Source organism: Gordonia sp. LMA167 (assembly GCF_058130025.1).
Genome location: NZ_CM176708.1, coordinates 1749199 through 1774892 on the forward strand (window position 1 = coordinate 1749199; position 25694 = coordinate 1774892).

26 protein-coding genes are annotated in these 25694 nt (G+C 67.3%); 9 read left to right on the forward strand and 17 right to left on the reverse strand.

All coding sequences use genetic code 11. The annotated features are described in order from the left end of the window. Positions 1-21: 21 nt before the first annotated feature. Positions 22-1218 (reverse strand): acyl-CoA dehydrogenase family protein, encoded by a 1197-nt coding sequence (locus ACVT6V_RS07805; RefSeq protein WP_489899235.1) that lies wholly within the window; start codon positions 1216-1218, stop codon positions 22-24. 171 nt (positions 1219-1389) lie between these two features. Here ACVT6V_RS07805 and ACVT6V_RS07810 point away from each other — a divergent pair, with 171 nt between their 5' ends. Further along, positions 1390-2004 (forward strand): TetR/AcrR family transcriptional regulator, encoded by a 615-nt coding sequence (locus ACVT6V_RS07810; RefSeq protein ID WP_489899236.1) that lies wholly within the window; start codon positions 1390-1392, stop codon positions 2002-2004. Positions 2005-2086: 82 nt separating this feature from the next. Here the strand turns inward: ACVT6V_RS07810 and ACVT6V_RS07815 are convergent, their stop codons facing one another. Further along, a complete protein-coding gene (locus ACVT6V_RS07815; protein WP_489899237.1) occupies positions 2087-3343 on the reverse strand; it encodes an MFS transporter in 1257 nt (418 codons plus the stop codon). 193 nt (positions 3344-3536) lie between these two features. On the opposite strand from ACVT6V_RS07815, the gene ACVT6V_RS07820 reads away from it, so the two are divergent. Further along, positions 3537-4070, forward strand: a complete 534-nt coding sequence (locus tag ACVT6V_RS07820; RefSeq protein ID WP_489900740.1) for a TetR-like C-terminal domain-containing protein — start codon at positions 3537-3539, stop codon at positions 4068-4070. 9 nt (positions 4071-4079) lie between these two features. Then, positions 4080-5489 (forward strand): amidase, encoded by a 1410-nt coding sequence (locus ACVT6V_RS07825; RefSeq protein ID WP_489899238.1) that lies wholly within the window; start codon positions 4080-4082, stop codon positions 5487-5489. Between the two features lie 92 nt (positions 5490-5581). Here ACVT6V_RS07825 and ACVT6V_RS07830 read toward each other — a convergent pair whose 3' ends face one another. The 14 genes from ACVT6V_RS07830 to ACVT6V_RS07895 form a co-directional block, all read right to left on the reverse strand. After that, positions 5582-7222, reverse strand: coding sequence for a solute symporter family protein (locus ACVT6V_RS07830; RefSeq protein WP_489899239.1), 1641 nt, complete (start codon positions 7220-7222; stop codon positions 5582-5584). After that, the gene (locus tag ACVT6V_RS07835) at positions 7219-7578 is read right to left on the reverse strand and encodes a DUF485 domain-containing protein (protein ID WP_489899240.1); all 360 of its coding nucleotides are present in this window, start codon (positions 7576-7578) and stop codon (positions 7219-7221) included. The genes ACVT6V_RS07830 and ACVT6V_RS07835 overlap by 4 nt, the downstream gene beginning before the upstream one ends. A 236-nt stretch (positions 7579-7814) precedes the next feature. Then, positions 7815-9557, reverse strand: coding sequence for a sodium/solute symporter (locus ACVT6V_RS07840; protein WP_489899241.1), 1743 nt, complete (start codon positions 9555-9557; stop codon positions 7815-7817). 6 nt (positions 9558-9563) lie between these two features. Beyond that, positions 9564-9935, reverse strand: coding sequence for a hypothetical protein (locus ACVT6V_RS07845; RefSeq protein WP_489899242.1), 372 nt, complete (start codon positions 9933-9935; stop codon positions 9564-9566). A 7-nt stretch (positions 9936-9942) separates the two neighbouring features. Then, the gene (locus ACVT6V_RS07850) at positions 9943-10731 is read right to left on the reverse strand and encodes a LytR/AlgR family response regulator transcription factor (protein WP_489899244.1); all 789 of its coding nucleotides are present in this window, start codon (positions 10729-10731) and stop codon (positions 9943-9945) included. Positions 10732-10758: 27 nt separating this feature from the next. Further along, positions 10759-11991 (reverse strand): sensor histidine kinase, encoded by a 1233-nt coding sequence (locus ACVT6V_RS07855; RefSeq protein ID WP_489900741.1) that lies wholly within the window; start codon positions 11989-11991, stop codon positions 10759-10761. A gap of 136 nt (positions 11992-12127) precedes the next feature. Then, entirely contained in the window at positions 12128-13705 is a 1578-nt protein-coding gene (locus tag ACVT6V_RS07860) for a polyamine aminopropyltransferase (protein WP_489899245.1), read from the reverse strand. A gap of 15 nt (positions 13706-13720) precedes the next feature. Then, the gene (locus ACVT6V_RS07865) at positions 13721-14146 is read right to left on the reverse strand and encodes a DUF350 domain-containing protein (protein WP_489899246.1); all 426 of its coding nucleotides are present in this window, start codon (positions 14144-14146) and stop codon (positions 13721-13723) included. Between the two features lie 61 nt (positions 14147-14207). Continuing rightward, on the reverse strand, positions 14208-14780 hold the full coding sequence (locus ACVT6V_RS07870; protein ID WP_489899247.1) for a DUF4247 domain-containing protein: 573 nt from the start codon (positions 14778-14780) through the stop codon (positions 14208-14210). Then, the gene (locus tag ACVT6V_RS07875; protein ID WP_489899248.1) at positions 14777-15331 is read right to left on the reverse strand and encodes a DUF2617 family protein; all 555 of its coding nucleotides are present in this window, start codon (positions 15329-15331) and stop codon (positions 14777-14779) included. Before ACVT6V_RS07875 ends, ACVT6V_RS07870 begins: the two co-directional genes overlap by 4 nt. Continuing rightward, on the reverse strand, positions 15328-15960 hold the full coding sequence (locus ACVT6V_RS07880) for a DUF4178 domain-containing protein (protein WP_489899249.1): 633 nt from the start codon (positions 15958-15960) through the stop codon (positions 15328-15330). The genes ACVT6V_RS07875 and ACVT6V_RS07880 overlap by 4 nt, the downstream gene beginning before the upstream one ends. A gap of 135 nt (positions 15961-16095) precedes the next feature. Continuing rightward, positions 16096-16569: an Hsp20/alpha crystallin family protein gene (locus tag ACVT6V_RS07885; protein ID WP_489899250.1), complete on the reverse strand. Its 474-nt coding sequence runs from the start codon at positions 16567-16569 to the stop codon at positions 16096-16098. A gap of 101 nt (positions 16570-16670) precedes the next feature. After that, positions 16671-17288, reverse strand: a complete 618-nt coding sequence (locus ACVT6V_RS07890) for a response regulator (protein ID WP_489899252.1) — start codon at positions 17286-17288, stop codon at positions 16671-16673. Beyond that, the gene (locus tag ACVT6V_RS07895; RefSeq protein WP_489899253.1) at positions 17285-18517 is read right to left on the reverse strand and encodes a sensor histidine kinase; all 1233 of its coding nucleotides are present in this window, start codon (positions 18515-18517) and stop codon (positions 17285-17287) included. The genes ACVT6V_RS07890 and ACVT6V_RS07895 overlap by 4 nt, the downstream gene beginning before the upstream one ends. 172 nt (positions 18518-18689) lie before the next feature. Between ACVT6V_RS07895 and ACVT6V_RS07900 the strand changes: the two genes are divergently transcribed. Further along, the gene (locus ACVT6V_RS07900; protein ID WP_489899254.1) at positions 18690-19730 is read left to right on the forward strand and encodes an FtsX-like permease family protein; all 1041 of its coding nucleotides are present in this window, start codon (positions 18690-18692) and stop codon (positions 19728-19730) included. A gap of 28 nt (positions 19731-19758) precedes the next feature. Further along, complete coding sequence (locus ACVT6V_RS07905; protein ID WP_489899255.1) at positions 19759-20493, forward strand: ABC transporter ATP-binding protein; 735 nt, start codon at positions 19759-19761, stop codon at positions 20491-20493. A gap of 71 nt (positions 20494-20564) precedes the next feature. On the opposite strand, the gene ACVT6V_RS07910 is transcribed toward ACVT6V_RS07905, so the two are convergent. Then, entirely contained in the window at positions 20565-21743 is a 1179-nt protein-coding gene (locus tag ACVT6V_RS07910; protein ID WP_489899256.1) for a nitrate ABC transporter substrate-binding protein, read from the reverse strand. Positions 21744-22040: 297 nt separating this feature from the next. Between ACVT6V_RS07910 and ACVT6V_RS07915 the strand changes: the two genes are divergently transcribed. The 4 genes from ACVT6V_RS07915 to ACVT6V_RS07930 all read left to right on the forward strand — a co-directional run bounded on the left by ACVT6V_RS07915 (position 22041) and on the right by ACVT6V_RS07930 (position 25679). After that, on the forward strand, positions 22041-22820 hold the full coding sequence (locus tag ACVT6V_RS07915) for an ABC transporter ATP-binding protein (protein WP_489899257.1): 780 nt from the start codon (positions 22041-22043) through the stop codon (positions 22818-22820). A gap of 197 nt (positions 22821-23017) precedes the next feature. Next, on the forward strand, positions 23018-23716 hold the full coding sequence (locus tag ACVT6V_RS07920; protein ID WP_489900742.1) for an ABC transporter permease: 699 nt from the start codon (positions 23018-23020) through the stop codon (positions 23714-23716). Between the two features lie 281 nt (positions 23717-23997). Continuing rightward, positions 23998-25029, forward strand: a complete 1032-nt coding sequence (locus ACVT6V_RS07925) for an isopenicillin N synthase family dioxygenase (RefSeq protein ID WP_489899258.1) — start codon at positions 23998-24000, stop codon at positions 25027-25029. After that, positions 25026-25679 (forward strand): GntR family transcriptional regulator, encoded by a 654-nt coding sequence (locus ACVT6V_RS07930; RefSeq protein WP_489899260.1) that lies wholly within the window; start codon positions 25026-25028, stop codon positions 25677-25679. Before ACVT6V_RS07925 ends, ACVT6V_RS07930 begins: the two co-directional genes overlap by 4 nt. Positions 25680-25694: the final 15 nt, after the last annotated feature.

The following is a 25694-nucleotide window of genomic DNA, read 5'->3' on the forward strand; positions in this document are numbered from 1 at the left end:
AAGGTGATGAGGCGGTGGCTGTTACAGACCCAGCACGGCCTTGTCGATGATCTGGCGCTGAACCTCGGACGATCCGCCGTAGATGCTCACCTTGCGGTAGTTGAGGTAGGTCGGCACGGACATCTGCGCCCACTCCGGCGAGTCCACCTCGGCGGTCCCGTTGGCGGCGGACGCGTCGAGGCCGGCGACCGGCAGCGAGTTCGCGCCGGCGACGTCGGCGAGCAGTTCCATGGCATCCTGCTGCAACTGGCTGCCGCGCAGCTTCAGCAGCGACGAGGCCGGGTTCGGCTTACCGTCCGCCGACGACGCGGCGACCCGCAACTGGGTCATCTCGAGGGCGAGGAGATCGTTCTCCAACTCGGCCAGACGGGCCGCGAACAGGGGATCCTCCAGCAGCGTGCCGCCGGACGCGGTCGTGATCTGGCGCGCGAGTTCCTTCGCCTTGGCGAGCTTGGTCTTGGTGTAGCCGACGCGGGCGATGCCACTGCGCTCGTTGCCGAGCAGGAACTTGGCCTGGGTCCAGCCCTCGTTCTCGTTGCCGACGAGGTTCTCGACCGGCACCCGGACGTCGTTGAAGAAGACCTCGTTGACCTCGAAGCCGCCGTCGATGAGCTGGATCGGGCGCAGTTCCACGCCCGGTGTGTCCATCGGGAACAGCAGCATGCTGATGCCGGCCTGCTTCTTGGCGTCGGGATCGGTGCGCACGAGGCAGAAAATCCAGTCGGCGTACTGGCCGAGCGTGGTCCAGGTCTTCTGGCCGTTGACAACGTAGTGGTCGCCATCGCGGACCGCGCGGGTCTTCAGCGACGCGAGGTCAGAACCCGCTTCGGGCTCGGAGAAGCCCTGGCACCACCAGATGTCGAGGTTGGCGGTCTTTGCCAGGAAGCGTTCCTTCATCTCCGGCGAACCGAACTGCGCGATGACCGGACCGATCATGCCGACGTTGAACGCCAACATGTCCGGGACGTGCGCGAGGCTCATCTCCTCGCGGTAGATATGACTCTGGATCGGGGTCCAGTCCCGGCCGCCCCACTCGACCGGCCAGCCCGGGGTCGCGACGCCGTGCTCGTTGAGGATGCGGGTCGTGGTGACGAGGTCCTCGGGGAAGTTCAGCTTGCCGGCCTCCGATCGACGCCGGATGTCCTCGGGCACCTTCGCGAAGATCGTGCGCAGTTCCTCGCGGAACGCTTCTTCCTCGGGGCTGTATTTCAGCTGCATGTCTTCTGTCTTACTCCTGGTCAGGGGATGTGGGGTGAAGACGCGACACTCGGCGGGGCCAGGCGGTGCGTCGCTGACTAAGCGCTTGCTTAGTGATACTCTAACACTATGCCGCGCCCAGCGGCGCATGTCAATGTCATCGGGAATTCATGAGAAACGGAGGCCGGCGACGTGTCAGTCGTGGAACCGTCGACCCGCGCCGCCCAGGCGCGCTCACGGCTGTTGCGAGCCGCGGTGGAGGCGTTCGCGGCCAAGGGATTCGCCGCGACGACCACCCGCGACATCGCGACCGGAGCGCAGATGAGTCCGGCTGCGGTGTATGTGCATTTCCGGTCCAAGGAAGAGGTGCTCTACGAACTCTCCGACGCCGGGCACCGGGCGTTCCTGGAGTTGATCGACGATGCCGACGACCCCGCGCGGCCGCCCGCCGCGCGGCTCCGGGCCGTGATCGGCGCGTTAGCAGCCCACCATGCTCGGGATCACGTGTGGTCGAGGGTCGTCAACTACGAGTTGGACTCGCTGTCGGCGGAGCATCGTGAGGCCATCGCAGTCATGCGCCGTGAGGTCGCCCGGCGTGTGGGGGTGATCGTCGACGTCGGCGTCGCGAGCGGCGCCTTCGACGTCGACGACCCCCAGGCAACAACGACGCTGCTGCTGTCGATGGGGGTCGATGTGGCGCGCTGGTACCGGGAGTCAGGTGCGATGACGCCGGAGCAGATCGGTGAGTTCCAGGCGGACATGGCCGCGCGAATCGTCGGCGCGGGTGTGCAGGGGTCACCGACCTGATGCCGCTGCTGGTCCGTCCGGGGAGTTCTCGACGGCCGAGTTGCTCGCAGGCGAGTTGGTCGGGCCGGCGACGTGCGCGATCTCAGCGCCGCGCTGAGATCGCGCACTCGGACTCCGCCGGGACGGTCGTCGTCGAGCCGCTGCTTCGCGTCGACCGCCGACGGATGCCGGCGTTCGTGAGCGCGCCGATGACCGCCAGCACCAGGACGTAGGCCACATAGCCGAGGACCGTCTCCCGCAAACCGATGTGCGACACGATGATCCCGGCCACGACGGCGGGCAGGCTGAACGCGAGATAGCTCGCGACGAAGACCGACGAGAAGACCTGGCCTCGCTGCTGCGCGGGTGTGGCGGCGCTGATGCTGTCGAGTGCACCCAGGAATGTCGCCGCGAAACCGGCGCCCGCGATGACCGAACCGGCGACGTAGAGCGGCAACGCCTCGCCGAGTACCCCGGCCAGCGAGACGATTGCGCCACCGGCAAGGGCCGGGTAACCGAATGCGAGTTTGGTCGCCGCCGAACGCCCGGTGATCACGAGCGAGGTGACCGCGGCCGAGGCGAAGAACACGAACAGCAGGACTCCGGCCTCGGCGTGGTTGTCGACGCCGAACACACGCGCGACCACCGAGGAGCCGAGTGAGAGGTAAAGACCGCCCAGTGACCAGGTGGCGACCAGCGACGGCACGGCCGCGAGGAACACCCGTCGCACCTGTGCGGGCAGTCGCACCTGCGGGGCCAGGGTCGCGAACAGGTGACGTCGGGAGGTGAATCCGATCCGGTCCGAGGTCTCCGGGACCAGTAGTAGCGCGATCAGCAGGACCGCGAAGAGTGCGAGGATGACCTCGTACACCAGGAACCGCGGAGCCGGGGCGTACTCGACGAAGAGTCCGGCGACGGCGACGCCACCGGCCAGACCGATCGCCGGTGCGGCGCCGGTGATCGCCGAGCCCAGTCGCGGCGTCGGCTGCAGGTCGACGACCGTCGCGGTGAGCGTGCCCATCGCGGCGCCGGTGGCCAGACCCTGTAGTGCGCGGGCCGCCATCAGGACGCCGACGTCGTCGGCCGAGACGAACAACACCATGCTCGCGATCAGCAGGACCAGGGAGGCGGCGAGCACCGGTCGTCGTCCGATGTGGTCGGAGAGCGAGCCGACGGTCAGCAGGCTGACCAGCATCGTCGCGACGTAGATCGCGAAGACGGCGGTGAGGGTGAACGCCGAGAAACCCCACAGCTGCTGGTAGACGGGGTAGAGCGGTGAGGGTGCAGCGGAGGCGAAGAGGACCATCACGAAGGTTGCCGTGATCACCCAGAACGCGCGGTGCGGATGCAACCGAGTCATCGTCATCTCCTAAAGCAAAGACGTTTGCGTTAGATTGAACATAGCCACGGCTCTGCACAAAAGCAACTCGATTTGCAATAATGGTTGCATGAGTAGTTCCCACGCGGACGTCGGCACCGATCCCGGCACGACCGAGACCCGCACTTCCGCAGGGTCGTCCCGGTCGAAGCGCCCCGGCGGTCGCAGTGCACGGGTGCAGTCGGCGGTCTACGCCGCGGTCGGGCAGCTCGTCGGGGCCGGCCGGCGCGACACCATGACCATCCCGGAGGTCGCCGAACTCGCCGAGGTGAACCCGACGAGCATCTACCGCCGGTGGGGCACGATCGAGGCCTTGCTGGGCGAGGTGGCCGTCGCGGCGCTGACCCAGGGCGAATTTCTGCCCGACACCGGCGAACTCGCCGACGACCTCGCCGAGTGGTCGCGGATCATCGCCGCAGACATCGGTCGCCCGAAGCGTCGCGCGTACCTGCGCGCAATGGTGTTCGCCCGCAACGACGTCGTCGAGGAATGTCCGTGCTGGGAGATCCGCCGGCAGCAGGCCGAGGAGATGGTCGGCCGCGCGACCACACGCGAACAGGATGCGCCGACGGTCCGGCAGATCCTCGATCACGTCATCGCACCGCTCTATCACCATGCGGTCTTCGGCCTCGCCCTCGACGCCGCGTATGCGGAGGCTCTGGCGTCCGATGTCATGCGCATGACCGATCGGAGCGCCCGATCGCGCTAACCTCAGCGCATGAAGTACGTCCACGCGTTCGGTGACGACGTTCTCGGCGACCGCGACGGGGTGGGAATCGCGGGCGCGATCCGCGCCGGTGAGTTCTCCGCCGCCGAGGCGCTCGAGGCGGCGCTGGCCCGCATCGATTCCGTCAACCCGGCACTGAACGCCGTGGCGGTCGACGACCGGGACCGGGCCCGCAAGCGGGTCGCCGACGATACCTTTCCGGCGGGGTCGTTCGCGGGCGTGCCGTCGATCATCAAGAACAACACCCTGTTCGAAGGGCTGCCGGTGGGCAACGGTTCGGCGGCCATGCCGGATCTGACCGCCAAGGCCAACGAGCCGTTCACCGATCAGTTCCTCTCCACGGGCGTCAACATCGTCGGCGCCTCGACCCTGCCCGCGTTCGGTCTCACCGCCACCACCGAGTTCGTCGACCGTGAACCCACCCGAAACCCGTGGGACACCGACTTCTCGTCGGGTGCCTCGTCGGGCGGTGCCGCCGCGCTGGTCGCGTCGGGAGCGCTGCCGATCGCGCACGGCAACGACGGTGGCGGGTCGATCCGCATCCCGGCGGCCGCCTGCGGCCTGGTGGGGCTCAAGCCGTCTCGCGGCCGGGTCGCTCCGTCGCCGACCGGCCGCGTGCTCCCGATCGACATCATCTCCAACGGAGTCCTCAGCCGAACCGTCCGGGACACAGCGCATTTCATCGCCGACGCCGAGACGTTCCGGTCGCCGACCGACCTGCCGGCGGTCGGCCTCGTTGAGGGGCCCGGTGCGCGTCGCCTGCGCATCGGGATGATCGATTCGACGGTGACCGGGCAGGACATCGATGCCGACACCAGGGCCGCGCTCACTGCGTCGGCCGAGTTGCTCACCGGGCTCGGCCATCACGTCGAGGTGATCCCGGTACCCCTCGACGCCACCTTCGTTCGTCAGTTCACCGAATACTGGTCGATGCTCGCGGCATCGATGGACCACCTCGGAAGACTCCTGGTGGGCAAGGACTTCGATCGCGATGCGCTCGACCCGTTCACGCGCGGGCTCTCGCGGCGCTACCTGCGTGCGTTCTGGCGAACCCCGTCGACGATCATCGGACTCAAGCGTGCGACCGCAACGCTACGTATGGTCTTCGACACCTTTGACCTGCTGATGACACCGACCCTCGCGCACACCACCCCCAGGATCGGATATCTCGACCCCGGAGGCGATTTCGACGAGATCTTCGAACGGTTGATCCACTATGTCGCCTTCACGCCGGCCAACAACACCTCGGGGACACCGGCAATCAGCCTGCCGATCGGCCAGACGTCGGACGGTCTGCCGTTGGGCATCCACTTCGCCGCCGACATCGGGCGCGAACGCACACTGCTCGAGCTGGCCTTCGAACTGGAGGCGGCGCAGCCCTTCGCGCGGATTCAGGACTGAGCAGTCGGCGCGACCTCGTTGTCGCGGATCCGTTTCGTTCCCGCTGCATCGATCGATGCAGCGGGAACGAAACGGGGGAGCGGGCAGCGAACCTAGTGCACGACAGCCTTTTCCGCGCCCACACCGGTCAGCGAGCGGACCTCCATCTCCGCATTGCGTTCCGGGGTTCCGGTATCCGCCGGTGAGGTCAGTGTGCCGACGATGCCCAGGATGAAGCCGATGGGGATAGAGATGATGCCCGGGTTCGACAGCGGGAACCAGGCGAAGTCCGCGCCGGGGATCATCGCGGTCGCCGAACCGGAGACGGCCGGGGAGAAGATGATCAGCACGATCGTGGAGATCAGGCCACCATAGATGCTCCACAGTGCGCCACGGGTGTTGAACCGCTTCCAGTAGAGCGAGTACAGGATGGTCGGCAGGTTGGCCGCCGCGGCGATCGCGAAGGCCAGCGCCACCAGGAACGCGATGTTCTGGCCGTTGGCCAGGATGCCCAGGATGATGCCCATGATACCGAGCACCACCACGGTGTAGCGCGACACCCGAACCTGGTCGTCCTCACTTGCCTTGCCCCGCTTGATCACCGAACCGTAGATGTCGTGGGCGAAGGACGCCGACGCGGTGATGGCGAGGCCGGCGACGACGGCGAGGATGGTGGCGAACGCCACCGCGGAGATGATGCCCAGGAGCACCACGCCACCGAGTTCGAATGCCAGCAGCGGTGCGGCCGAGTTCTGCTTGCCCGCGGCGGCCATGATCTTGTCCGGCCCCACCAGGGCTGCGGCGCCGTAGCCGAGGATCAGGGTGAACAGGTAGAACGCGCCGATCAGGGCGATCGCCCAGACCACCGACTTGCGGGCTTCCTTGGCGGTCGGCACGGTGTAGAAGCGCATCAGCACATGCGGCAGGCCGGCGGTGCCGAGGACGAGCGCGACGGCCAGCGACAGGAAGTTGATCTGCGAGGTGAACGAGCCGCCGTACTGGGCACCCGGCGCGAGAACGTCACGGGCAGCGACCTTTTCATCCGCCGAGCCGGTGATGGCGTCCTGGGCCGAGCCGAGGATCGATGACAGGTTCATGCCGAACTTGGCGAGCACGATGAACGTCATCACCGCCGCGCCGGCGATCAGCAGCACCGCCTTGATGATCTGCACCCAGGTGGTGCCCTTCATGCCGCCGATGAGTACGTAGACGATCATCAGCGCGCCGACGATCGCGATCACGATCGACTGACCGACGCGGCCCTCGATGTCGAGGAGCAGCGCGACCAGGCCACCGGCACCGGCCATCTGCGCCAGCAGGTAGAACAGGGAGACCGCGAGGGTGGAGATCGCGGCGGCCAGTCGGACCGGCCGTTGCTTCAGACGGAAGCTCAGGACGTCGGCCATGGTGAATTTGCCGGTGTTGCGGAGCAATTCGGCCACCAGGAGCAGCGCCACCAGCCACGCGACCAGGAAGCCGATCGAGTACAGGAAGCCGTCGTAGCCGTAGACCGCGATGGCGCCGGCGATACCCAGGAAGCTCGCGGCGGACAGATAGTCGCCGGCGATCGCGATGCCGTTCTGTGGCCCCGTGAAGCCGCGGCCGCCGGTGAAGAAGTCGGCGGCCGACTTGTTGTTCTTGCTGGCGCGGATCACCACATACATGGTGATCGCGACGAAGGCGACGAAGATCGAGATGTTGGCGACCGGATTGCCGACCGCGGCTGCCACGACGTAGGTCTGCGAGGAACTCATGCGACGACCTGCTCTTCCATCTCGTCACGGATCGCGGATGCGCGCGGATCGAGGTCACGGTTCGCGAACCGCACGTACATGCCGGTGATCACGAAGGTCGTGACGAATTGCAGCAGACCGAGGATCAGGCCGACGTTGATGTTGCCCCACACCTTGGTCGCCATGAAGTCGTGGGCGAACGCGCCGAGCAGCACGTAGATCGCGTACCAGATCAGGAAGAAGGCCGTCAGCGGGAAGACGAACCGCCGCAGCCGGGTACGGAGATCCTGGAACTCCGGACTTGCCTGTACCTCGAGAAACTGTGCGCCGGTCGGCGAGTGCGGCGCCGGGCCCGGTGGATGTTCGATCGTGGACACGCCTACCTCCTGATTGGTGTGTGATGCCTTGTGAATCAGAAGCGTATTGAGGTGCAGCTCACACCAGAATGGGGTGGCGTGGATCACACGCCGAAGCCGGGCGACTCTGCGGTGGACGGTCGATGTGGCCCGACGAACGGTTCGGCGGTTCGGCTCGTCCCCGGGTATCGCCACATCCCCCAACTGCACAGCCGGGGGATCTGGCAACACCCGGGGGAGGAACCGGAGGGGACGCGTCACTCTTTGGGCAGCCGCTCGATTCCCATGCCCAGCCGCTCCGGAACGTGCATCCGGGCGAAGGTTCGGGACAGGTCGGTGGGCAGGTGACGTTTCGTCGCCAGACTGACGACGATCATCGTCGCGAAGGCCAACGGCACGGTGACTGCGGCCGGATAGCCGATGATCTCCGCCGGCCAGCCGCCCAGGACCTCGGTGTCGACGACACCTGCGATGGCCAGGCTCGTGGCCACTCCCGACGACACGCCCCCGACGGCGAGGCCGGTGATCGCTCCCGCCGCCGTGAGTCCGCGCCACCAGATCCCGAGCACCAGCAGCGGGCACAGCGTCGACGCGGCGACCGCGAAGACCAGACCGACCGTGCGCGACAGTTCGAGCGACGAGGCCGCCAACGACAGTCCGATCGGTATCAGCCCGCCGATGAGCGCGGCGATGCGGAAGTCGCGGACGCGCCCACGCAACACGTCGGTGGCCAGTGCACCGGCCACACTCACCAGCAGTCCCGACGATGTCGCGAGGAAGGCGGCGATCGCGCCGGCGGCGACGAGCGCGGCGAGGATCTGCCCGACCAGGCCGCCGACGGCGGCGCTCGGCAGTAGCAGCACGGCGGCATCGGACGTCCCGGTGATCAGCAGTTGCGGCACATACAGTCGGGCGAGCACACCCAGCACCGTCGGGAACAGATAGAACAACGAGAGCAGGGCGATCACCGTCAGGGCGGTCCGACGTGCCGACCGTCCGTCGGGATTGGTGTAGAACCGCACGAGGACATGCGGCAGACCCATCGTGCCGAGGAAGGTCGCGACGATCAGCGAGAGCACCTCGAACAGCGGATGTGTGCCACCGAGGCCGCGGCCGGATGCGATCCAGTCCTCCCCGGTGGTCGGCGCGCCCTCGACAACCGGAGTCGCGGCGCCGGCCTCGAGGTGGATGACGGTTCCGGCCGCGAGGTCATGCTCACCCGTGGTGGGGATCGGCGCGGCGTCGACAGGATTCCCGTCGAGCACACCGGTGACCGAAAGCCCGCCCAGTTCGGTCACCGTCACGGTCACGTCGGTGGTGACGTCGACCGTCGTCGCATGGTCCACACGCGGGGGAACCGGGTCCCCCAGCGCCGACCGATCGCTCAGGAACACCCCGAGCAGCACGAGCGCCGGCACGGCGATGGCGGTGAGCTTGAGCCAATACTGGAATGCCTGCACGAAGGTGATCGATCGCATCCCGCCGCCGACCACGTTGACGATGACGATGGCGCCCACGGCCACCGCCCCGGTCCACACCGGTACGCCCAACAAGATGTGCAAGGTCAGGCCGGCGCCCTGTAGCTGGGGGATCAGGTAGAGCACACACACCACCACGACGACGGTCATCGCGGCCAGCCGGGCGCCGGATGAGTTCAGGCGGAACTCGGCGAAGTCTGGCACGGTGTAGGCGCCCGATCTGCGCAGCGGCGCGGCCACGAAGAGCAGCAGTCCCAGATAGCCCGCGGTGAAACCGACCGGATACCACAGGGCGTCGGCGCCGTACTTGGCGACGAGTCCGGCCACGCCGAGAAATGATGCGGCCGAGAGGTATTCACCCGAGATGGCGGCGGCGTTCCAGCGCGGGCCGACACTGCGCGACGCGACCAGGAAGTCTGACGTGGTGCGTGAGCGCCGACCTCCGTACGCCCCGACCGCGACGGTCGCGATGGCCGCCAGGGCCAGCGCGGTGGCGGTGAGGCCATCGACATCGGTGCTCATGAGTGCTCACGTGTCGTCATCGACGACTCCCAGGAAGTCGCGCTCGGCCTGCTCGGCGAGACGTACGTAGATGCGGCCGGTGGCGTAGAGCAGGGGATAGAGCGTCACCACCAGGATCACCCAGTTCAGTCGGATCCCGGCGACGCTCACAGTGGTCAGCCAGGGAAAGATGCTTCCGGTCAACGGGATGGCGACGATGATCGTGATCACGGCCAGGGCCAGCCGCAGGGCCAGACCGAGTTGTGCGCGCATCAGCCCCCGCACCAGTGCGTCGCCGACCTCGGTCTGCTCCTGGACCTCGACGCGTGTGCGCACCATCCGTGCCCCGCGCCGCTGGGACAGGATGACACGTTCGCGACGTGGTGTCTGATCACTCATGGTGGCATCAGGTGTCGGCGTCGGATCGGAACTGGCGCATCGGATCGCGGATGAGCAGGTCCTTGAGCTCGCGGAGTTGTCGTCGGCTGACCGGTAGTTCGACCGCCTCGGAAACGCCGTTCGCCCGGACACACACGACCGTCGTCGAACCGGATGACCGCAGTCCGGTGACCATCCGCAGCGCGACCAGGTACGAGCGATGCACCCTCCGGAAGCCGTGCTCCTGCCACCGGGCCTCCAACGTGGACAACGGTATCCGCACCAGGTGTGCACCGGATTCGGAGTGCAGCCGGGCATAGTCGCCGACCGCCTCCACCCAGGAGATCGTGTCTCGACGGACCAGTGAGGTCACCCCGGACAGTTCCACCGGGATCACCTCGTCGGAGCCGGTCGGTGTGGGCGTGGCGGCCTCGGGTGCTCGAGGGGCCGCTTCGCGGGAGGCGATGACGCGGGAGATGGCCTGCGCGAGACGCTGTTCACGCAGGGGCTTGAGCAGGTAGTCGACGGCACCGACGTCGAACGCATCGACGGCCTTGTCGTCGTGCGCGGTCACGAACACCACGCTCGGTGGATCCGAGTAGCGCTGCAGTACCCCGGCGAGTTCGAGGCCGCTGAAGCCCGGCATGTTGATGTCGAGGAAGATCGCGTCGATACGGCGTTCGTTGAGTTCCCGCAGCGCATGGGTCGCATCACCGGCAGTGTGGACCTCGGTGACCTCGGGTTGTTTGCCGAGCAGGTACGCCAATTCGTCGAGCGCCGGCGGTTCGTCGTCGACGGCGAGGACCACCAGGGACATCGGCACCTCCTTCAACGGCCGCAGCACCTAGGCGCGAATCCCGGCTCGGAACTTCGGTACCCGCATGCCGACCCGGGTCCCCGCGCCGATCCCCGTATCGACCACTAGACCGTAATCGTTGCCGAATGCGGCTCGCAGCCGATGGTCGACATTGGTCAGTCCGACGTGGGCGCCCTCGGACTCGTTGCGTTCGGAGCGCTCCGGGGAGGAGCTGCTCGTCGCGGGGTCCAGCGCGTCGATGTCGCCGGACCGCAGGAGTTCCGGGTCCATCCCGACCCCGTCGTCCTCGATGGTGATCACACAGTCGGCGCCCTCGTCGATCGCGGTGATGGAGACCGTGCCCCCGCCTTTTCCCGCCAGCCCGTGGCGGACGGCATTCTCCACCAGCGGTTGCAGTGCCAGAAACGGCACGACGACATTCAGGACCTCCGGCGACACCTGCAGTTTCACGGTCAGCGCGGGCCCGAAGCGGGCCCGTTCCAGGGTCAGGTAGCGGTCGATGTTGCGCAGTTCGTCGGCGAGCAGGGTGTACTCGCCGGCCGCCCGAAAGGAGTATCGGGTGAAGTCCGCGAAGTCGAGGATCAGTTCGCGGGCGCGATCGGGGTCGGTCCGGACAAACGACGCGATGGTGTTCAGCGCGTTGTAGATGAAGTGGGGGCTGATCTGCGCGCGGAGCGCCAGCACCTCGGCGCGGTCGAGCCGGGCGCGCGATGCCTCCAACTCCGCGAGTTCGATCTGACTCGACACGTAGCGGGCCACTTCGCCGACGGCGCCGAGCATGCCGGGGCCCGGCCGGGCTTTGGTGGCCACCACCAGCACCCCGACGCTGACGTCGTCGCCGACGAGCGGTTGCGCGATCAGCGCCCGAACGGGAGATTCGGTGCCGCAGGGGTCGTTGACCAGGAGCTGTCGCTGATCGGATTCCGCGGTCGTCGCCGCACGTGCGGAGGCGTCGACGAGTTCGTCGTCCCACAGCGGACCGTCGGCCGGTTCGTGTGCGAGGAGTGCGCCGTGTTCGTCATAGAGCGCAACGCCTTCCGCCGCGGTGAGTGCACGCAGATGCGGGAGGGCGTCGCGCGCGGAGTCGACGGACAGCCCGGCACGCAGGGAACGCGCAGCCTGCGAGGCGGTCTGCAGCGCGAAGTGCACCGCGCGTTCGGCGGGGGTCGCAACCACCCGCCGGGTGCGGACGAGGACGATCACCGCGACGATGATCAGCACGGCGACCACCGCGAGGGCGACGCCCAACCCACCGGACATGGATTCCACTCTGTCATCCTCTCGCGGTCGTGGTGTCGGCGATCGATGACGGGAGTCGATCTGCCCGGCCATGCGGTCCACCGATCGCCGCGGTACTCGGATCGGCTGATCGGCCGCCCTACGACGAGCATGCAGTTCAGTACACCGACCACTCGCCCTGTGCGTACCGCAGAATCCGCGGGTCCATCAGTGTCGACGGCGGGAGGTCGAGCCGCGGGCGGTCGGCGGGGAACACTGCGGCGGAGGCGAGTTCGTCGGCGGTGAGAAAGCGTAGCGGTCCGGGCGCGTCGAGCCCGAGTGATGGTGGGGTGCGCCCGACCAGGAAGTACCCCCAATCGCCGAACGACGGCACGTCGACGTGATACGGGGTCGTCGCGAACCCCGCATCCCGCAGGGTGGAACCGATGCACCAGAAGGACTTCGGCGCGAAGTACGGGGAACCGGCCTGCACCACCGCGCGACCACCGTCGGAAAGGTGTGCCCGCACCAGCGAGTAGAACTCGGTCGAGTAGAGCTTCGCGGTGGCCGACTCGTCGGGATCGGGCATGTCGACGATGATCACGTCGAACAGCTCACGACTGCCGCGCAACCACGTGAACGCGTCGGCCGTGACCACCGTGCTGCGCGCGTCGGTCATGGAACCGCGGTTGAGCGACAGCAGCCGAGCGTCGGTGCGGGCCAGCCGGATCATCTCCGGATCGAGCTCGACCAGCGTGGCCGACGCATCGGGGTAGCGCAGCACCTCGCGCAGGGCCAGACCGTCGCCGCCGCCCAGGATCAGCACCGAGGCATGTGGACCCGCCATCGCCGGGTGCACCAGCGACTCGTGGTAGCGGTACTCGTCGATCGAGGAGAACTGCAGGTCGCCGTTGAGGTAGAGCCGGGTGTCCGCGCCCACCGGAGTGCGCCGTTCGGTGATCACGATGTCCTGATACGGAGTGCGTTCGGCCGCCACGATCGGATCGCGGAACATGGCCTGCCGGGCCGTCACCTCGAACCGGCCCGCCAGCATCAGTCCACCGACCAGGACTCCGATGACGACGACGGACGCGACGCCGAGGACTGTCCGCCGAGCGCGTCCCAACTCACGGCGGAACACCACGAACACCAGGAAGCAGCCGGCCGCGGCGTTGACCAGCCCGACGATCAGTGCACCCTCGAGTTGACCGAACAGCGGTAGCAGCAGGAACGGGAAGCACAGCCCACCGATCAGTGCGCCGATGTAGTCGACGGCGAACATGTCCGCGACCGCGCTGCCGGCGTCCTGACGTCGGATTCGTTGGAGCAGCACCATCAACAGCGGAATCTCGGCGCCGATCAGCAACCCGAGTACGAACGCCACGACCACGAGTGCCGGTGTGTAGAGCGACAGATACGCGAAGGCGGCGTACAGGACCAGCACCGACAGCCCGCCGAGCAGTGCGAGCGCGAGTTCCACGGCGGCGAATGCGGTGATCGCCCGGGACTGGAGGGGTTTCGCGGCAAGCGAACCCACGCCCATCGCGAACACCATCACCGCGAGCACGATCGAGGCCTGGGTGGCGGTGTTGCCGATGAGGAACGAGCCGAGCGAGACGAGCGCCAGCTCATAGACGAGCCCGCATGCGGCGCAGACGAACACCACCGCGAGTAATCCGGCGCGCGCCCAGCGTGCCGGGCTCGCGACGCGGTCAGGGGACTGCGTCGACGGGGCGGACTCTTCGGTGGTCGTCACGATCGCGAGGGTGTGTCAGAGGATCGACACGGCGACGATGAGTGCGATGCCGATGTGGACCACACCATGCACCCACACCGCCGGGTGGCTGTCGGGATGGACCACCAACTCGCCCAGCTTGCCGGGCGTGAAGAGGTCGATGACGAGGAACATCACCGTCATGATGGCGATGCCGATGATGGTGTAGACGACCGTGTAGGTGAGGCCTTCCACCAGCCGGCCCTCACTGGCCACGATGGCGGCGGCGACGATGATGGCCACCGCGAAGGCATTGGAACCGACCAGAATTCCGGCATTGCGATTGCGGTCGGCCCACAGCAGGTGGCGGAGATTGCCGGGCGTCAGCGCATCGATCACCGCAAATCCCACGAGCATGAGGATCATGCCGGTGCCACCGTAGGCCGCTGCGGCGTAAGCGTTCTCGATCAGTCTCGTGAGCACGGTGTCTCCTCCGGTTCAGATGATGGTGCGCTTGCGATGTGCAGGTGGGCGGTGATCACGATCATTTGCCACCGCCACCGGATCCGCCGCCGCGATAGTTGCTGCCCGACCCACCGTAATTCGGTGTCGGAACCCAGAATCCGCCGACATAGGGGTGGTAGTGACGGTATCCGGATTGGTAATCGCGACTGAGCATGACACGCGTCGTGCCGGCCGCCAGCGGGAACAACCCGATCAGGTACTCCGGATACTGCAGGAACTGCGTCCCGGCGACGTTCGCCGTACCCGACGTGTCGCCGGCCCGTTGATCGGTCGGTTGCTCAACGTCATCGAGCTCGGCGGCCACCGAACTCGGTGTGCCTTGTGCGACATAAGCATCGACGTCGCTCTCGTCGAGCGATGGGTCTCGCTGATAGTGCGACGTGATGTAGTTGCGGGCGCTGGCAGTGTCGCCGCCGAGACCGCGGACGGCCTTGACCGAGCACGACCCGACGATGGCCAGCAGCGCGACCACCACGATGACGCCGATGATGATGTTGCGGGTGCGGCGGATTCCGCGGCGTGGGTCCGGGGCGTTCGGGTCCGGGCCGAAGCCGGCCGGTGGGCCGAAACCCGGTGGGGGAGGACGCGTCATCGGCTCACCCGCGAGGACAGGTGCAACACGCTCGATGTCACGACGAGCTCGGCGCTCTGCGGGTAGGTGTGCCAGGTCTCCCAGCGGAGGACGTCGCAGGACGTGTGGTCGTCGGTGCCGACGTGGAGCTCACCGTTCGCCAGGACAGCGGTGACGGCCAGCGGGCGGCCGGGGAAGTGTCCGAGGATCGCGGGCGCGCCGACGGCACGGTGTGCCTCACAGCGCCGCGTCAACTCGCCGACCACATTCTGCATCTCGGTGCGATCGCAGGGCTCGATGCGGGAGGTGAACGTGTACCCCCGCTGCTCGAATCGTCCGGGCAGATGCCCGTCGAGTCCCGGCAGACAGGCGACGGTCTCGCACAAGCGATCGGCGCCGTCGTCGATCACCACCTGATGGCTTGCACCGAGCAGTCGCAGCGAGATCGTCCGGCCGCCGACGACCTGGTCACAGCGGGCCAGCGCCTGCTGCAGGCCGGCGTGGAGGGAGAACCCGAGTTGTCGTGCGCTCGTGTCGGCGTAGGGCACCTGCAGCCGGGTCTGGGCGGTCACTGTCCCGGCGTGGGGTCGCTCGGGTAGATGCGGTACTCGCTGCGCGCGATCACCTCGCCGCGAGCGCATTCCCAGCCGGAACCGAAGTCCTCGAAGGACAGTCGCTCGGTGCCGGCCTCGTAGTCGTGGTACCGCATCGAGCCGTTCGCGGCGAGGCCGGTGGTTCCGGCGGAGGTGAACCGGGCGCCGCCTGATTCGTCGAAGGTGTAGCGACGTCCGTCGAGTTCGACGGTGGATGGCCCGGGGCTCAGGGTCACACCGGTGAGCTCGTGCCAGAGGACGACTTCCAGATCCGGGTCGTCTTCGACGGAGATCCATGCCTTGCGGCCGGTGCCGGTGTCGAGAAAGTTCTCGCTCCAGACATAACCGTCCTGGGCCAGACGCAGCGTGCCCCGGACCGCGTAGGTCTCACCACGCAGGTCCACCAGGTCGCCGGGCTTGAGCGCGCGCGGATCGCCGCGAACGGCGTCGTCGTCGGCAGTGGAGAACGGGTCGCCCGGGCGGTAGGCGCGCTGACGCAACGCGTCGGCCTCGGCTTGCCGGAGCTTGCGATTGCCCAGGAAGTTGAACACCACGACGACCGCGATGATCAACAGCAACGCCACGATGATGATCAGCAGGATCTCCACGCGCCCGACCCTATCGGTCCGGGCGCAACTCCGACATACCTGGCGTCGATGAGGTGAATGACCAGCGCCGACCGGCGCGACACACCGGCGGTCACCCGCCTGGTACGGGCGACCGCCGGTGTGTGATCGGTGTGCTCAGTTCTCGGTGATCTCGATCGACCGCGGCTTGGCCGGGGAGGCCTTCGCCAGGTTCAGGCGGAGGACGCCGTCGGCGAGTCCGGCCTCGACCTTGTCGGCGTCGACCTCGCCGGGCAGCGACACCCGGTAGTCGAACCTGCCGGTGCGGCGCGTCTGATGACGTACCTCGCCCTTGCGCTCGACCTCGGTGGTCTCGCCGTGCAGATGGACGACGCCCCCGTCGAGCTCGACGTGGATATCCTCGCGCTTGATGCCCGGGAGCTCGGCCTCGAGGACATATGCCTCGTCGGTCTCCTCGATCGTCACCGCCGGTGTCCACCCGCGCATCGGCTCGACGCCGGCGAATGCGGCATCCACCAACTCGTTGAAACGTGAACCGAACTCGGCGAGCTCGCGACCCCGGGCGTCGTCGAAGACGCGGAAGGGACTCCAGAACGCGATGTCGGATGCACGTCGTGCAGGAAGTGCCATGGTTCCAACCTCCTTGTTTGGGAACAGCGTGTTTGACACTAAGTTGAGCGCAGCACACTCAACTTTTATTCCGGCGAATCCGGCATGGATCGGTGCTGGGTTCAGATCATCCCGCGACGTCGCGCCTCGGCGACCACCCGAGTGCGACTGTCCACCCCGAGCTTGTCGAAGATGTGCACCAGGTGCGATTTCACGGTGGCCTCGGAGATCGTCAGCGCCCGGGCGATGTCACGGTTCGAATCGCCCTCGGCGAGGTGGCCCACGATCTCCAGTTCGCGCCGGGTCAGCGATGTGTCCGGCGATTGCATCCGCCCCAGGAGCCGAGCGGCAACCGGTGGCGCGAGGACGGTCTCGCCGTCGGCCGCGGCCCGGATGGCGCGAATGAGATCGTCGGGGTCGGCGTCCTTGAGCAGGTATCCGATGGCACCGGCCCGGATCGACCGCAGAATGTCGGTGTCGGTCTCGAATGTGGTCAGAACCAGCACCTGCGGCGGATCGGGCAGCGCCCGGATCGCCTCGGTGGCGCCGACGCCGTCTTCGTCAGCGCCCAACCGCAGATCCATGAGCACGACGTCGACATCCCCGCCGGCCGCCGCGGACACCGCATCGGCGGCGGTGCCCGCCTCCGCGCACACCTCGATCCCGGCGGCCGGTGCGAGGACTGCACGCAGGCCGGCACGAACGACGGGATGGTCGTCGACCAGCAACACCGAGATCATCGGCCTGCCGCCCCCGCGCTGGTGCCCTCGCCGATCGGCACCGTGGCACGTACCGCGGTGCCGGCGCCCGGATCGGACTCGACGATCACCTCTCCGCCGATGTCGGCGATACGCCCACGCATCGCCGCGAGCCCGTAGCCGGAACCGTCGGGTCGCACCGCGACCGTCGATGGATCGAACCCCTCGCCATCGTCGACCACGTCGATGCTGACCTCGTCATCGTGATAGGTCAGCGTCACGGTCGCCGACCTGGCTCCGGAATGCCTGCGCGCATTGGCCAGGGCCTCTTGTGCAGCCCGCAGGAGTGCGAGTCGCGCGTCGGGGGAGAGCTCGCGGCGGATGCCGTGCTCGGAGAATGCGGTCGGCATCCCGAGGGCGGATGTGTCCTGGGCGAGCATGCCCAGCGTGTGGGGCAGGTCGTTCTCGTCGACCGCGGGCGACGTCAGCCCGAGCACGAGGCGACGGGTTTCGGCGAGTGCCGACGAGGCGATCTCGAGGGCGGTACGCAGCTGGGTCGTGTGGTCCGACGCGCCGGTGGTGCGCAGCGCCGCCCGCAGCAGCATGATGACAGTGGCCAGGCTCTGTCCGACGGTGTCATGGATCTCGCGGGCGACGCGCTCCCGCTCGGCCAGGCGCCCGGCCTCGCGTTCCCGCTCGGCCAGTGCCTCCTGCGCGCTGGTGAGCTCGTCGAGAAGGCGACGTCGTTCCTCCGACTGCGCGCGCATGCGCTGATAGATCTCGGTCATCGCCGCTGCGCAACCGACCCCGATCACCGGGCCGATCACTGCGCCGCTGACCCAGCTGCCCTGGTGGGACTCGAAACCGACGGCCGAAGCCAGCGCGATACCGATCTCGATGAGGATCGCCGCCCGGACCGGAAACAGGTGCCATACCAGCAGGGCGAGCAGGAACGCCAGCCATACGAATTCGCCGGAGATCGCGAGCAGACCGAGCCAGATCACCACCAACCCGGCGAGCCAGAGTTGGGCCACGGGACCGCCCCGTCGGGAGACCCACACCGCCCCGGCGCAGTACCACGCAGCGATGCCGATCGCACCCAGAATCGGCGGCCACGGTGTCGACGACGCGAGCGATGCTCGGACCGTGCCGAGGAGAAGCAGGATCGCAAACAGGATGTGTCCGGCCGTCAGCACGTAACCGTCGGCGGGCGCGGATTCGCCGCGCGGCGGCTTCCTGACGGTGCCATCGCGATCGGAGATCAGGTCCACGACCCCGAGTATCCCGGGCGCGCGCGGTCACCGCCTCCAACTTTCGATGGACTTTCGTCTCGCACGAACGATTCGCGCGAACCCGTCGGTACATCGATGCGGTTTGGCCGCCGACGGCGAAGGCTGGACAGCAGGTCGGCTCGGGCGACAGTGGCGACGAAAGGACGACAGAGTGTTCATCGGATTCCGTGACATCAGATTTGCGCGAGGACGGTTCGCGTTGATCTGTGCCGTCATCACCATGATGACCTTGATGGTGGTGGCGCTCTCCGCATTGACGAGTGGCCTGCAGGGCCAATCCATCTCGGCGATCATGCGATTGCCGGGCGAGAGTCTCGTACTCGCCTCACCTGGCGCAGGCCAGGAGCCGTCGCTGTCTCAGAGCGACCTGCCGCAGCCCACCGTGCGTCAGATCGTCGACGAAAGTAAGGGTGACGCAGCCGAACTGGGTGTCGCCGCGACGCGGCTCTCCCATGACGGGGTGGCGGTCGGCATCTCGGTGTTCGGTGCCGACGCCCGACTCATGCCGGCGGCGGACGCAGGAGTGCTGCCCGGCCCGGGCGAGGTGATGCTCGCACCGAAGCAGGCCGCCGAGTTGGGCGTGGCCATCGGTGATCGGATCATGGTGGGTACGACTGCACTCCGCGTCGCCGGGTTCGCGACGACCGGGCACTACGCGCACACGCCCGTCGCCTATACGACCATCGGGACGTGGCGCGAACTCACGGACGGACGGTATGCGAGTGCGGTGGTGTTGTGGCGTGGTCCGGCGTCGGTGGCGGGGACCGCCGCTCTGCCCATGTCTTCCGCGGCAGACGCCGTGCCGGGCTACGGTTCCGAACGCGGCTCGCTGGTGGCCATGCAGCTGATGCTGCTGATCATCTCGGCCCTCGTCGTCGGCGCGTTCTTCGCGGTGTGGACGATCCAGCGACTGCGGGATCTGGCCATCATCCGGGCGATGGGAGCGAGCCGTGCCTACCTGCTGCGCGACGGTCTCGGGCAGGCGGTGCTGGTACTGGTCGCCGGTGAGACCCTCGGGACGCTGCTGGGTCTGGCGCTGGTCGCCGCCGTCTCCGGGTCCGTGCCGGTGTCCGTGAGCGCAGCGGTCGTCGCCATGCCCGTGGGTGCGCTCGCTGTTCTCGGCACCCTCGGGGCGCTACTCGCCGTGCGCCGCGTCACCGCGGTCGATCCTCTTGTCGCCTTGGCCCGATGACGGATTCCGAACAACAGAGAGTGAGCAGATGAGCCTGTCCTTGACCCATGTGATGTTGAGCTATCCCGATGGTCGCGAGCGTGTCCAGGTCCTCGACGACGTCTCCGTGGCGGTCGCCGACGGGACCATGGTCGCGATCACCGGCCCCTCCGGATCGGGGAAGACCAGCCTGCTCGCGGTCGCGGGCGCCTTGGTGACGCCCGATGGCGGGGGTGTCTGGATCGACGACATCAACCTGTCGGTGCTCTCGGACGCCGAACGGGCCGAGGTCCGCCGCGAGCGGATCGGCTTCGTGTTCCAGCAGGACAACCTGCTGCCCGCGCTGACCGCCGTCGAGCAGGTCATGCTGGCGGCCGAGATTCGCGGCAACGGACGGGGGAGACGCCGGCGCGGAGCACGGCGTGGACATCGAGGAGAGGCGATGGAGTTGCTCGACGAGGTCGGACTGTTGGATACCGCGCACCGGCGGCCCCACGAGATGTCGGGCGGGATGCGGCAACGGGTCAATATCGCACGCGCGCTGATGGGTTCGCCGTCGGTGCTGTTGATCGATGAGCCGACCTCGGCTCTCGACACCGACCGGGGCCGAGCCGTCATGGAGCTCATCGTCGGGCTCGTGCGCCGCCGCGATCTCGCGGCCATCCTCGTCAGCCACGACCTGGAGGTGCTCACCCCGAACCGGGGTGTGGACACCGTCGTGTCCCTCCGTGACGGACGGATCACGCGGTCCCCTCAAGCCCACTCGCGATCACCGGTTCGTTGACCTCGCCGGACAAGCGTATGCCCGGGTCGCCAACTCTCGGTTGATGACCCGGGCACTAGCGTCAGTGCGTGTCAGCGCACCTGATCACTGATGAACTGGCTGCTGAACAATTGGTCCGCCGGCAACTGGGCAGGCAGGTTCGCACCATCGGCGTTCAGGATCGGCACCAGGTCGCTGATGATCTTCTGCGACTTGGCCGGGTCGTAGCTGCCCCACACGCCGTCGGGGCCGGGCGCGATCACGGCCTTGTCCTTCAGCAGTTTCGCCGAGTAGGCGGCCTCGCCGGCGCTGTAGGGGGTGAAGCTCACGTCTTGCGACACCCAATCGACGATGGTCGCGTTGATGGCATCCGGTGAGTTCACGTAGTCCTTGCCGGTCTGCTGGATCATCGGGACGAGCTTCTCCAGGCAGGGCGAGAGTGTCTGCAGCTTGTCGGCGCGTACCGAGACGTTGGAGGCGTAGACGTCGTAGCCGGCGTCCTTCACCATCTCGTAGGCGATCGGCTTGTTCCACGACGGTGTCTCGTGCTCGTAGGTGTAGGGCTCGGAGTTCGCGAAGCCCTGCTGCGAGATGGATGGGTCGCCGACGAAGCGGGCGGGCGCGCCGTCGTAACCGGTGTCGAGCTGGCTCTTTTTGAGCAGCCCCTTCGCGACGAGCCACTGCGGGAAGATCTGATCCTTGCTCACCACGACCGTCTCGTCGGTCTTGCCGATGTCGGCGATCGTCTTCTGATCCGGGTGGGTCGTCGGGTCCCACATGAGGATGGTCGGGTTGTACTGCAGCAGCGGCGTCACGCCGACGACCCGCTGGTCCTTGGCCGCGGCGATCAACTGATCGCCGTGCACCAACCCGAGATCGATGGAGTCGTCGGCGTACATCGCCGACGGCACGGACTGGAAGCCGATTGCCGGGCCGCCCGCCCTGAGTGTGATGTCGACGCCGGTGTCCTTGCCGTCGAAGGCCAGTGGGCCGGTGACCGACTTCTTGTCGGTGTCCACCTGATAACCCGGGCCCAGCAGGCCGATGACGCCGGCCATGTCCGACTGCGGCTGCCATTGGAGCTGGACGTTGACGTTCTGCGGACAGACGTCGGCGAGGTTGTACTCGGCGGGGGCGGGCGGCAGGCTCGACGCCGCCGAGGTGTCCGACTCGGAGTCGCCGCAGGCGGCGAGGGTCGCGGCGCAGATGGCCGCGGCCGCGACGGCCATCACGCGTGTTCGGCGGGCGGCGAGCAATGGACGTTTGGTCATGGGAGCTCCTGAGAGGCCGATGGAATGTCGCAGTCACTGCGATCTACATGTAAACGTAGAGGTCTCCCGGCTTCGGTGCCAAGTCGCTACATGCACGCTGGAGATCTGCGGATCGCTTGTGGTCGACGCCATATTTCCAGCTAGAACAGCATTTATTCGCTGGTTGAACCTGCCACAGCCGGCGCCGTCGTCATCCATTGTTTACACGCGGACACAACAGCGCAATACATGTAACGAATAGTAAGACAGGACAGATGAAAGACCATCTACATGTACTTCCGACTTGGGGATGTATTCATGAGCCTTTTCGACACGATGAATGACGCCGACGCGCGTCACCTGACCAAGGGCATCGTCATCTCGGTGTCCGGCGTCGCCAAGCAGTTCGACTCCGGAACCCGGGCGCTCGACGGCATCGACCTCGACATCGCCGACGGGGACTTCGTCGCGATCGTCGGCCCGTCCGGCTGCGGCAAGTCCACCCTGCTGCGTATGGCGGCGGGCCTCGAGCGGCCCACCGAGGGCAGTGTCGCACTGTCGACGGACTCGGTCGGCTTCATCTTCCAGGAGCCGACCCTGCTGGGCTGGCGGTCGGTGCGCGCCAACGTCGAGCTGTGCGCCGAGATCGCACGACTACCCAAGGGCGAGAGGCGGTCTCGGGCGCAGAAAGCCATTGACGCGGTCGGGTTGACCGGGTTCGAATCGCAGCTGCCACGCATGCTGTCGGGTGGTATGAAGATGCGCGCCTCCCTGGCCCGGACCCTGACCTCCGAGCCGCAGGTGATGCTGCTCGACGAACCGTTCGGCGCGCTCGACGAGATGACCCGCCTGGACATGCAGACCGAACTGCAGCGGCTCTACGCCGAGCGGAAGTTCACCGGGATGTTCATCACGCACTCGGTCTCCGAAGCGGTGTTCCTGGCCAATCGCGTGATCGTGATGTCGGCGCGGCCGGGACGGGTCGTCGCCGACGTCGCGATCGACTTCCCCTACCCGCGCGATCCCGATCTGCGCTACGACCCACGATTCACCGACCATGTCGCCGAGATCTCCGAGACCCTGCGAGGCGCACGATGACCGCTGCAACAACCACCACCGCGATCACCACCGACCAGACCGGGACGCCGCCGTCGCTGCCGGTGGACACCGTCACGCCGGCTCGGTCCTCCGGTCCGCAGACGAGTCCACGCGTCCGCCGGTCGTTCCTCGCCCCGATCGTCCGCTACGGCCTGCCGCCCGCGCTGTCGTTCGCCGTCGGAATCGGCCTCTGGTACATGGTCAGTTACCTCATCCTCAGCCCGTCGCGCCGGTTCCTGCTGCCCCCGCCGCACCAGGTGCTGACCAACTCGCTGCTCGACCCGGATCATGTCGGTCCGATGCTCGACGCGCTCGCCGTGACGGCCAAGGTCAGCTTCGTCGGCTTCGTCTTCGCGGCACTCATCGGTGTGTCCATCGGTGTGGTGATGAGCCGGGGATCGTTCTTCGAGCGCGCGATCTATCCGTGGGCCGTTGTGCTGCAGGTTATCCCGGTGCTGGCCATCGTCCCGCTGATCGGTCTGTGGTTCGGCTACGGCATGGTGGCCCGCACGATCGTGTGCGTGATCATCGCAATCTTCCCGATCATCGCCAACACCCATTTCGGGCTCGTCTCGGTCGACAAGGGCGCCCACGAGTTGTTCACCCTGACGAAGGCGTCACCGGCGCAGCGGCTGATGAAACTCGAGTTCCCGTCGGCGATGCCGTCGATGATGACCGGGTTCCGTACCGCGTCGGGGCTCGTCGTCGTCGGCGCCATCATCGGCGACATGTTCTTCGCCAAGGGTGAGCCGGGAATCGGCACGCTGCTCGACATCTACCGTGCGCGTCTGCAGTCCGACGACCTCATCGCCGCGATCGTGCTCGCATCACTGTTCGGCATCGCCGTCTTCGGCATCTTCAGCGTGCTCAACGCGATGGTGAACCGTCGTCGCTGAGATGCGCTGTGTGCCAGTGTCACCGGGGTCTCGATACGCCCTCCGCTAGCGCTCCGGCCTACTCGACCAGCGGAGAATGCCGTCCGCCGGCCGATGGCGGCGGGCCGTATGTCTGCTGACCGAGTGGTGGCGGGTCGTATGTCTGCTGATCGAGTCGGCGGGTCGTATGTCTGCTGATCGAGCAGGTGACGAACGGCGGGCCGTATGTCCGCTGATCGAGTAGGTGACGAGCGCAGCGAGGAACCGTATCGAGATCCCCCCAACCCCCCGAAGGAGACACCATGTTCACCGTTCCCACCGTCGACATCTCCAGCTACGTCGATCCGCACGGATCGACCGCAGAGCGCAAACAAGTCGCGGAGCAACTCGACCACGCCTGCCGCGAGGTCGGCTTCATCCAGATCATGGGGCACGGCGTCGACGCCGCCACGATCGGCGGCCTGGCCGACGCCCTCGACCAGTTCTTCGCGCTGCCGTTGGAGGTCAAGAAGGACTACACCCGGCCCGGGCAGAACCGCGGCTACAGCCCACCCAAGAGCGAGTCGCTCAGCATGAGCCTGGGAGTGGCCGCGGCCAACCAGATGAACGACTTCTACGAGGCGTTCACCGTCGGCTCCGAGCGATCCTGGTTCGACGGCGTCGAGCTGCCCGAGACGAGCTATCCCGACAACACGTGGCCGGTCGCGGCATCGGGCTTCCGACCCTCGGTCGAGGCGTGGTTCAGCGCAGCCCAATCGGTGTCGCGGGTGTTGCTGACCGCCTTCACCGACGCACTCGGTCTCGCACCCGGCTATTTCGACGAGCTGGTGGATCACTCGATCGATGCCCTCAAGATGAACAACTACACGCTGCCCGAGGGCGAGATCGAACTCGCGGGGGAACTCACCGGCATGGGTGCGCACACCGACTTCGGCATCCTGACGGTGCTGTGGGCCGATCAGGTTCCCGGCCTGCAGGTGCTCGACCAGGCCGGTACATGGCACGACGTGGAGCCGGCCGACGGTGCGCTGCTGGTCAATCTCGGTGACGCGATGGCACGCTGGACCAACGACCGTTGGCTGTCGACCGTGCACCGGGTCGACCCGCCCGTCGTCGACGGACGGATCATCCGGCGGCGATCGGCCGCATTCTTCTTCGACGGCAACCACGACGCGGTGATCGAGACGTTGCCCGGTTGTGCCGGCGAGGATCGCCCGGGATATCCGCCGATCACCGTCGCAGCCAACATCGATGCGAAACTTGCGGGTATGAAGGCCGGCATCGCCCCCGAATTCGCCGATCGCGAGGCGCAGCGTGTGATGGCCGCGCGATGAGCGTGCCGGCAGCGTCGGACGGCGCCCTGCTGACGGAGGCGGTGCTGCGGCAGCTGCGTGACGAGATCTTCTCCGGGAAGCTGGAGCCGGGCACCTCGCTGTCGGTGCCGGGTCTGGCCGCCAGGCTGGAGGTGTCCCGGAGCCCCGTGCGCGAGGCCGTGCAGCAACTCGTCGTCGACGGCCTGGCCGTCTATACGCCGCGGGCGGGCGCGAAGGTGGCCCACCTCGACGACGACATGTTGCGCCACGTCTTCGATGTCCGCGAGGTCCTCGACGGCCTGGCCGCGCGGGAGGCGACCACCCGGGTGACCCTCGCCGACCTGGCAGAGCTGTGGGAGCGCGTCCAGGAACAGGAGGCGCTTCTGGACACCTTGCCGGACCATCGTCGCGATGCCGACCTCGACCTGGACTTCCACACGGCGGTGCGCGCGCACTCGGGCAACAAGCCGCTGTGCGATGCGCTGCTGCGGCTCGACACCCAGACGCACCTGTACCGCTCGGACATGTGGTCACACGACGTGAACCGCAGGCTCGCCGTCGCCGAGCACCGACGGATCGTCGCGGCGCTCGAGGCCGGTGACGCGGAGGAGGCCGAACGTGCGGCGAAGGCACACGCCGCTGGTGTGCTGGTTCGGCTGCTGCGCAAGTGAGCGATCGCCGGGGAC

Bases quoted from the DNA above. Each gene is read 5' to 3' on its own strand.
- ACVT6V_RS07915 (WP_489899257.1), top strand. From the start codon at position 22,041: ATGAGCCTTTTCGACACGATGAATGACGCCGACGCGCGTCACCTGACC.
- ACVT6V_RS07830 (WP_489899239.1), bottom strand. From the start codon at position 7,222: ATGAGTTCCTCGCAGACCTACGTCGTGGCAGCCGCGGTCGGCAATCCG.
- ACVT6V_RS07885 (WP_489899250.1), bottom strand. From the start codon at position 16,569: ATGGCACTTCCTGCACGACGTGCATCCGACATCGCGTTCTGGAGTCCC.
- ACVT6V_RS07905 (WP_489899255.1), top strand. From the start codon at position 19,759: ATGAGCCTGTCCTTGACCCATGTGATGTTGAGCTATCCCGATGGTCGC.
- ACVT6V_RS07890 (WP_489899252.1), bottom strand. From the start codon at position 17,288: ATGATCTCGGTGTTGCTGGTCGACGACCATCCCGTCGTTCGTGCCGGC.
- ACVT6V_RS07815 (WP_489899237.1), bottom strand. From the start codon at position 3,343: ATGACTCGGTTGCATCCGCACCGCGCGTTCTGGGTGATCACGGCAACC.
- ACVT6V_RS07850 (WP_489899244.1), bottom strand. From the start codon at position 10,731: ATGTCCCTGGTGGTCCTCGCCGTCGACGACGAACCGCCGGCGCTCGAC.
- ACVT6V_RS07825 (WP_489899238.1), top strand. From the start codon at position 4,080: ATGAAGTACGTCCACGCGTTCGGTGACGACGTTCTCGGCGACCGCGAC.
- ACVT6V_RS07925 (WP_489899258.1), top strand. From the start codon at position 23,998: ATGTTCACCGTTCCCACCGTCGACATCTCCAGCTACGTCGATCCGCAC.
- ACVT6V_RS07930 (WP_489899260.1), top strand. From the start codon at position 25,026: ATGAGCGTGCCGGCAGCGTCGGACGGCGCCCTGCTGACGGAGGCGGTG.
- ACVT6V_RS07870 (WP_489899247.1), bottom strand. From the start codon at position 14,780: ATGACGCGTCCTCCCCCACCGGGTTTCGGCCCACCGGCCGGCTTCGGC.
- ACVT6V_RS07805 (WP_489899235.1), bottom strand. From the start codon at position 1,218: ATGCAGCTGAAATACAGCCCCGAGGAAGAAGCGTTCCGCGAGGAACTG.
- ACVT6V_RS07910 (WP_489899256.1), bottom strand. From the start codon at position 21,743: ATGACCAAACGTCCATTGCTCGCCGCCCGCCGAACACGCGTGATGGCC.
- ACVT6V_RS07855 (WP_489900741.1), bottom strand. From the start codon at position 11,991: ATGTCCGGTGGGTTGGGCGTCGCCCTCGCGGTGGTCGCCGTGCTGATC.
- ACVT6V_RS07845 (WP_489899242.1), bottom strand. From the start codon at position 9,935: ATGAGTGATCAGACACCACGTCGCGAACGTGTCATCCTGTCCCAGCGG.
- ACVT6V_RS07840 (WP_489899241.1), bottom strand. From the start codon at position 9,557: ATGAGCACCGATGTCGATGGCCTCACCGCCACCGCGCTGGCCCTGGCG.
- ACVT6V_RS07920 (WP_489900742.1), top strand. From the start codon at position 23,018: ATGGTCAGTTACCTCATCCTCAGCCCGTCGCGCCGGTTCCTGCTGCCC.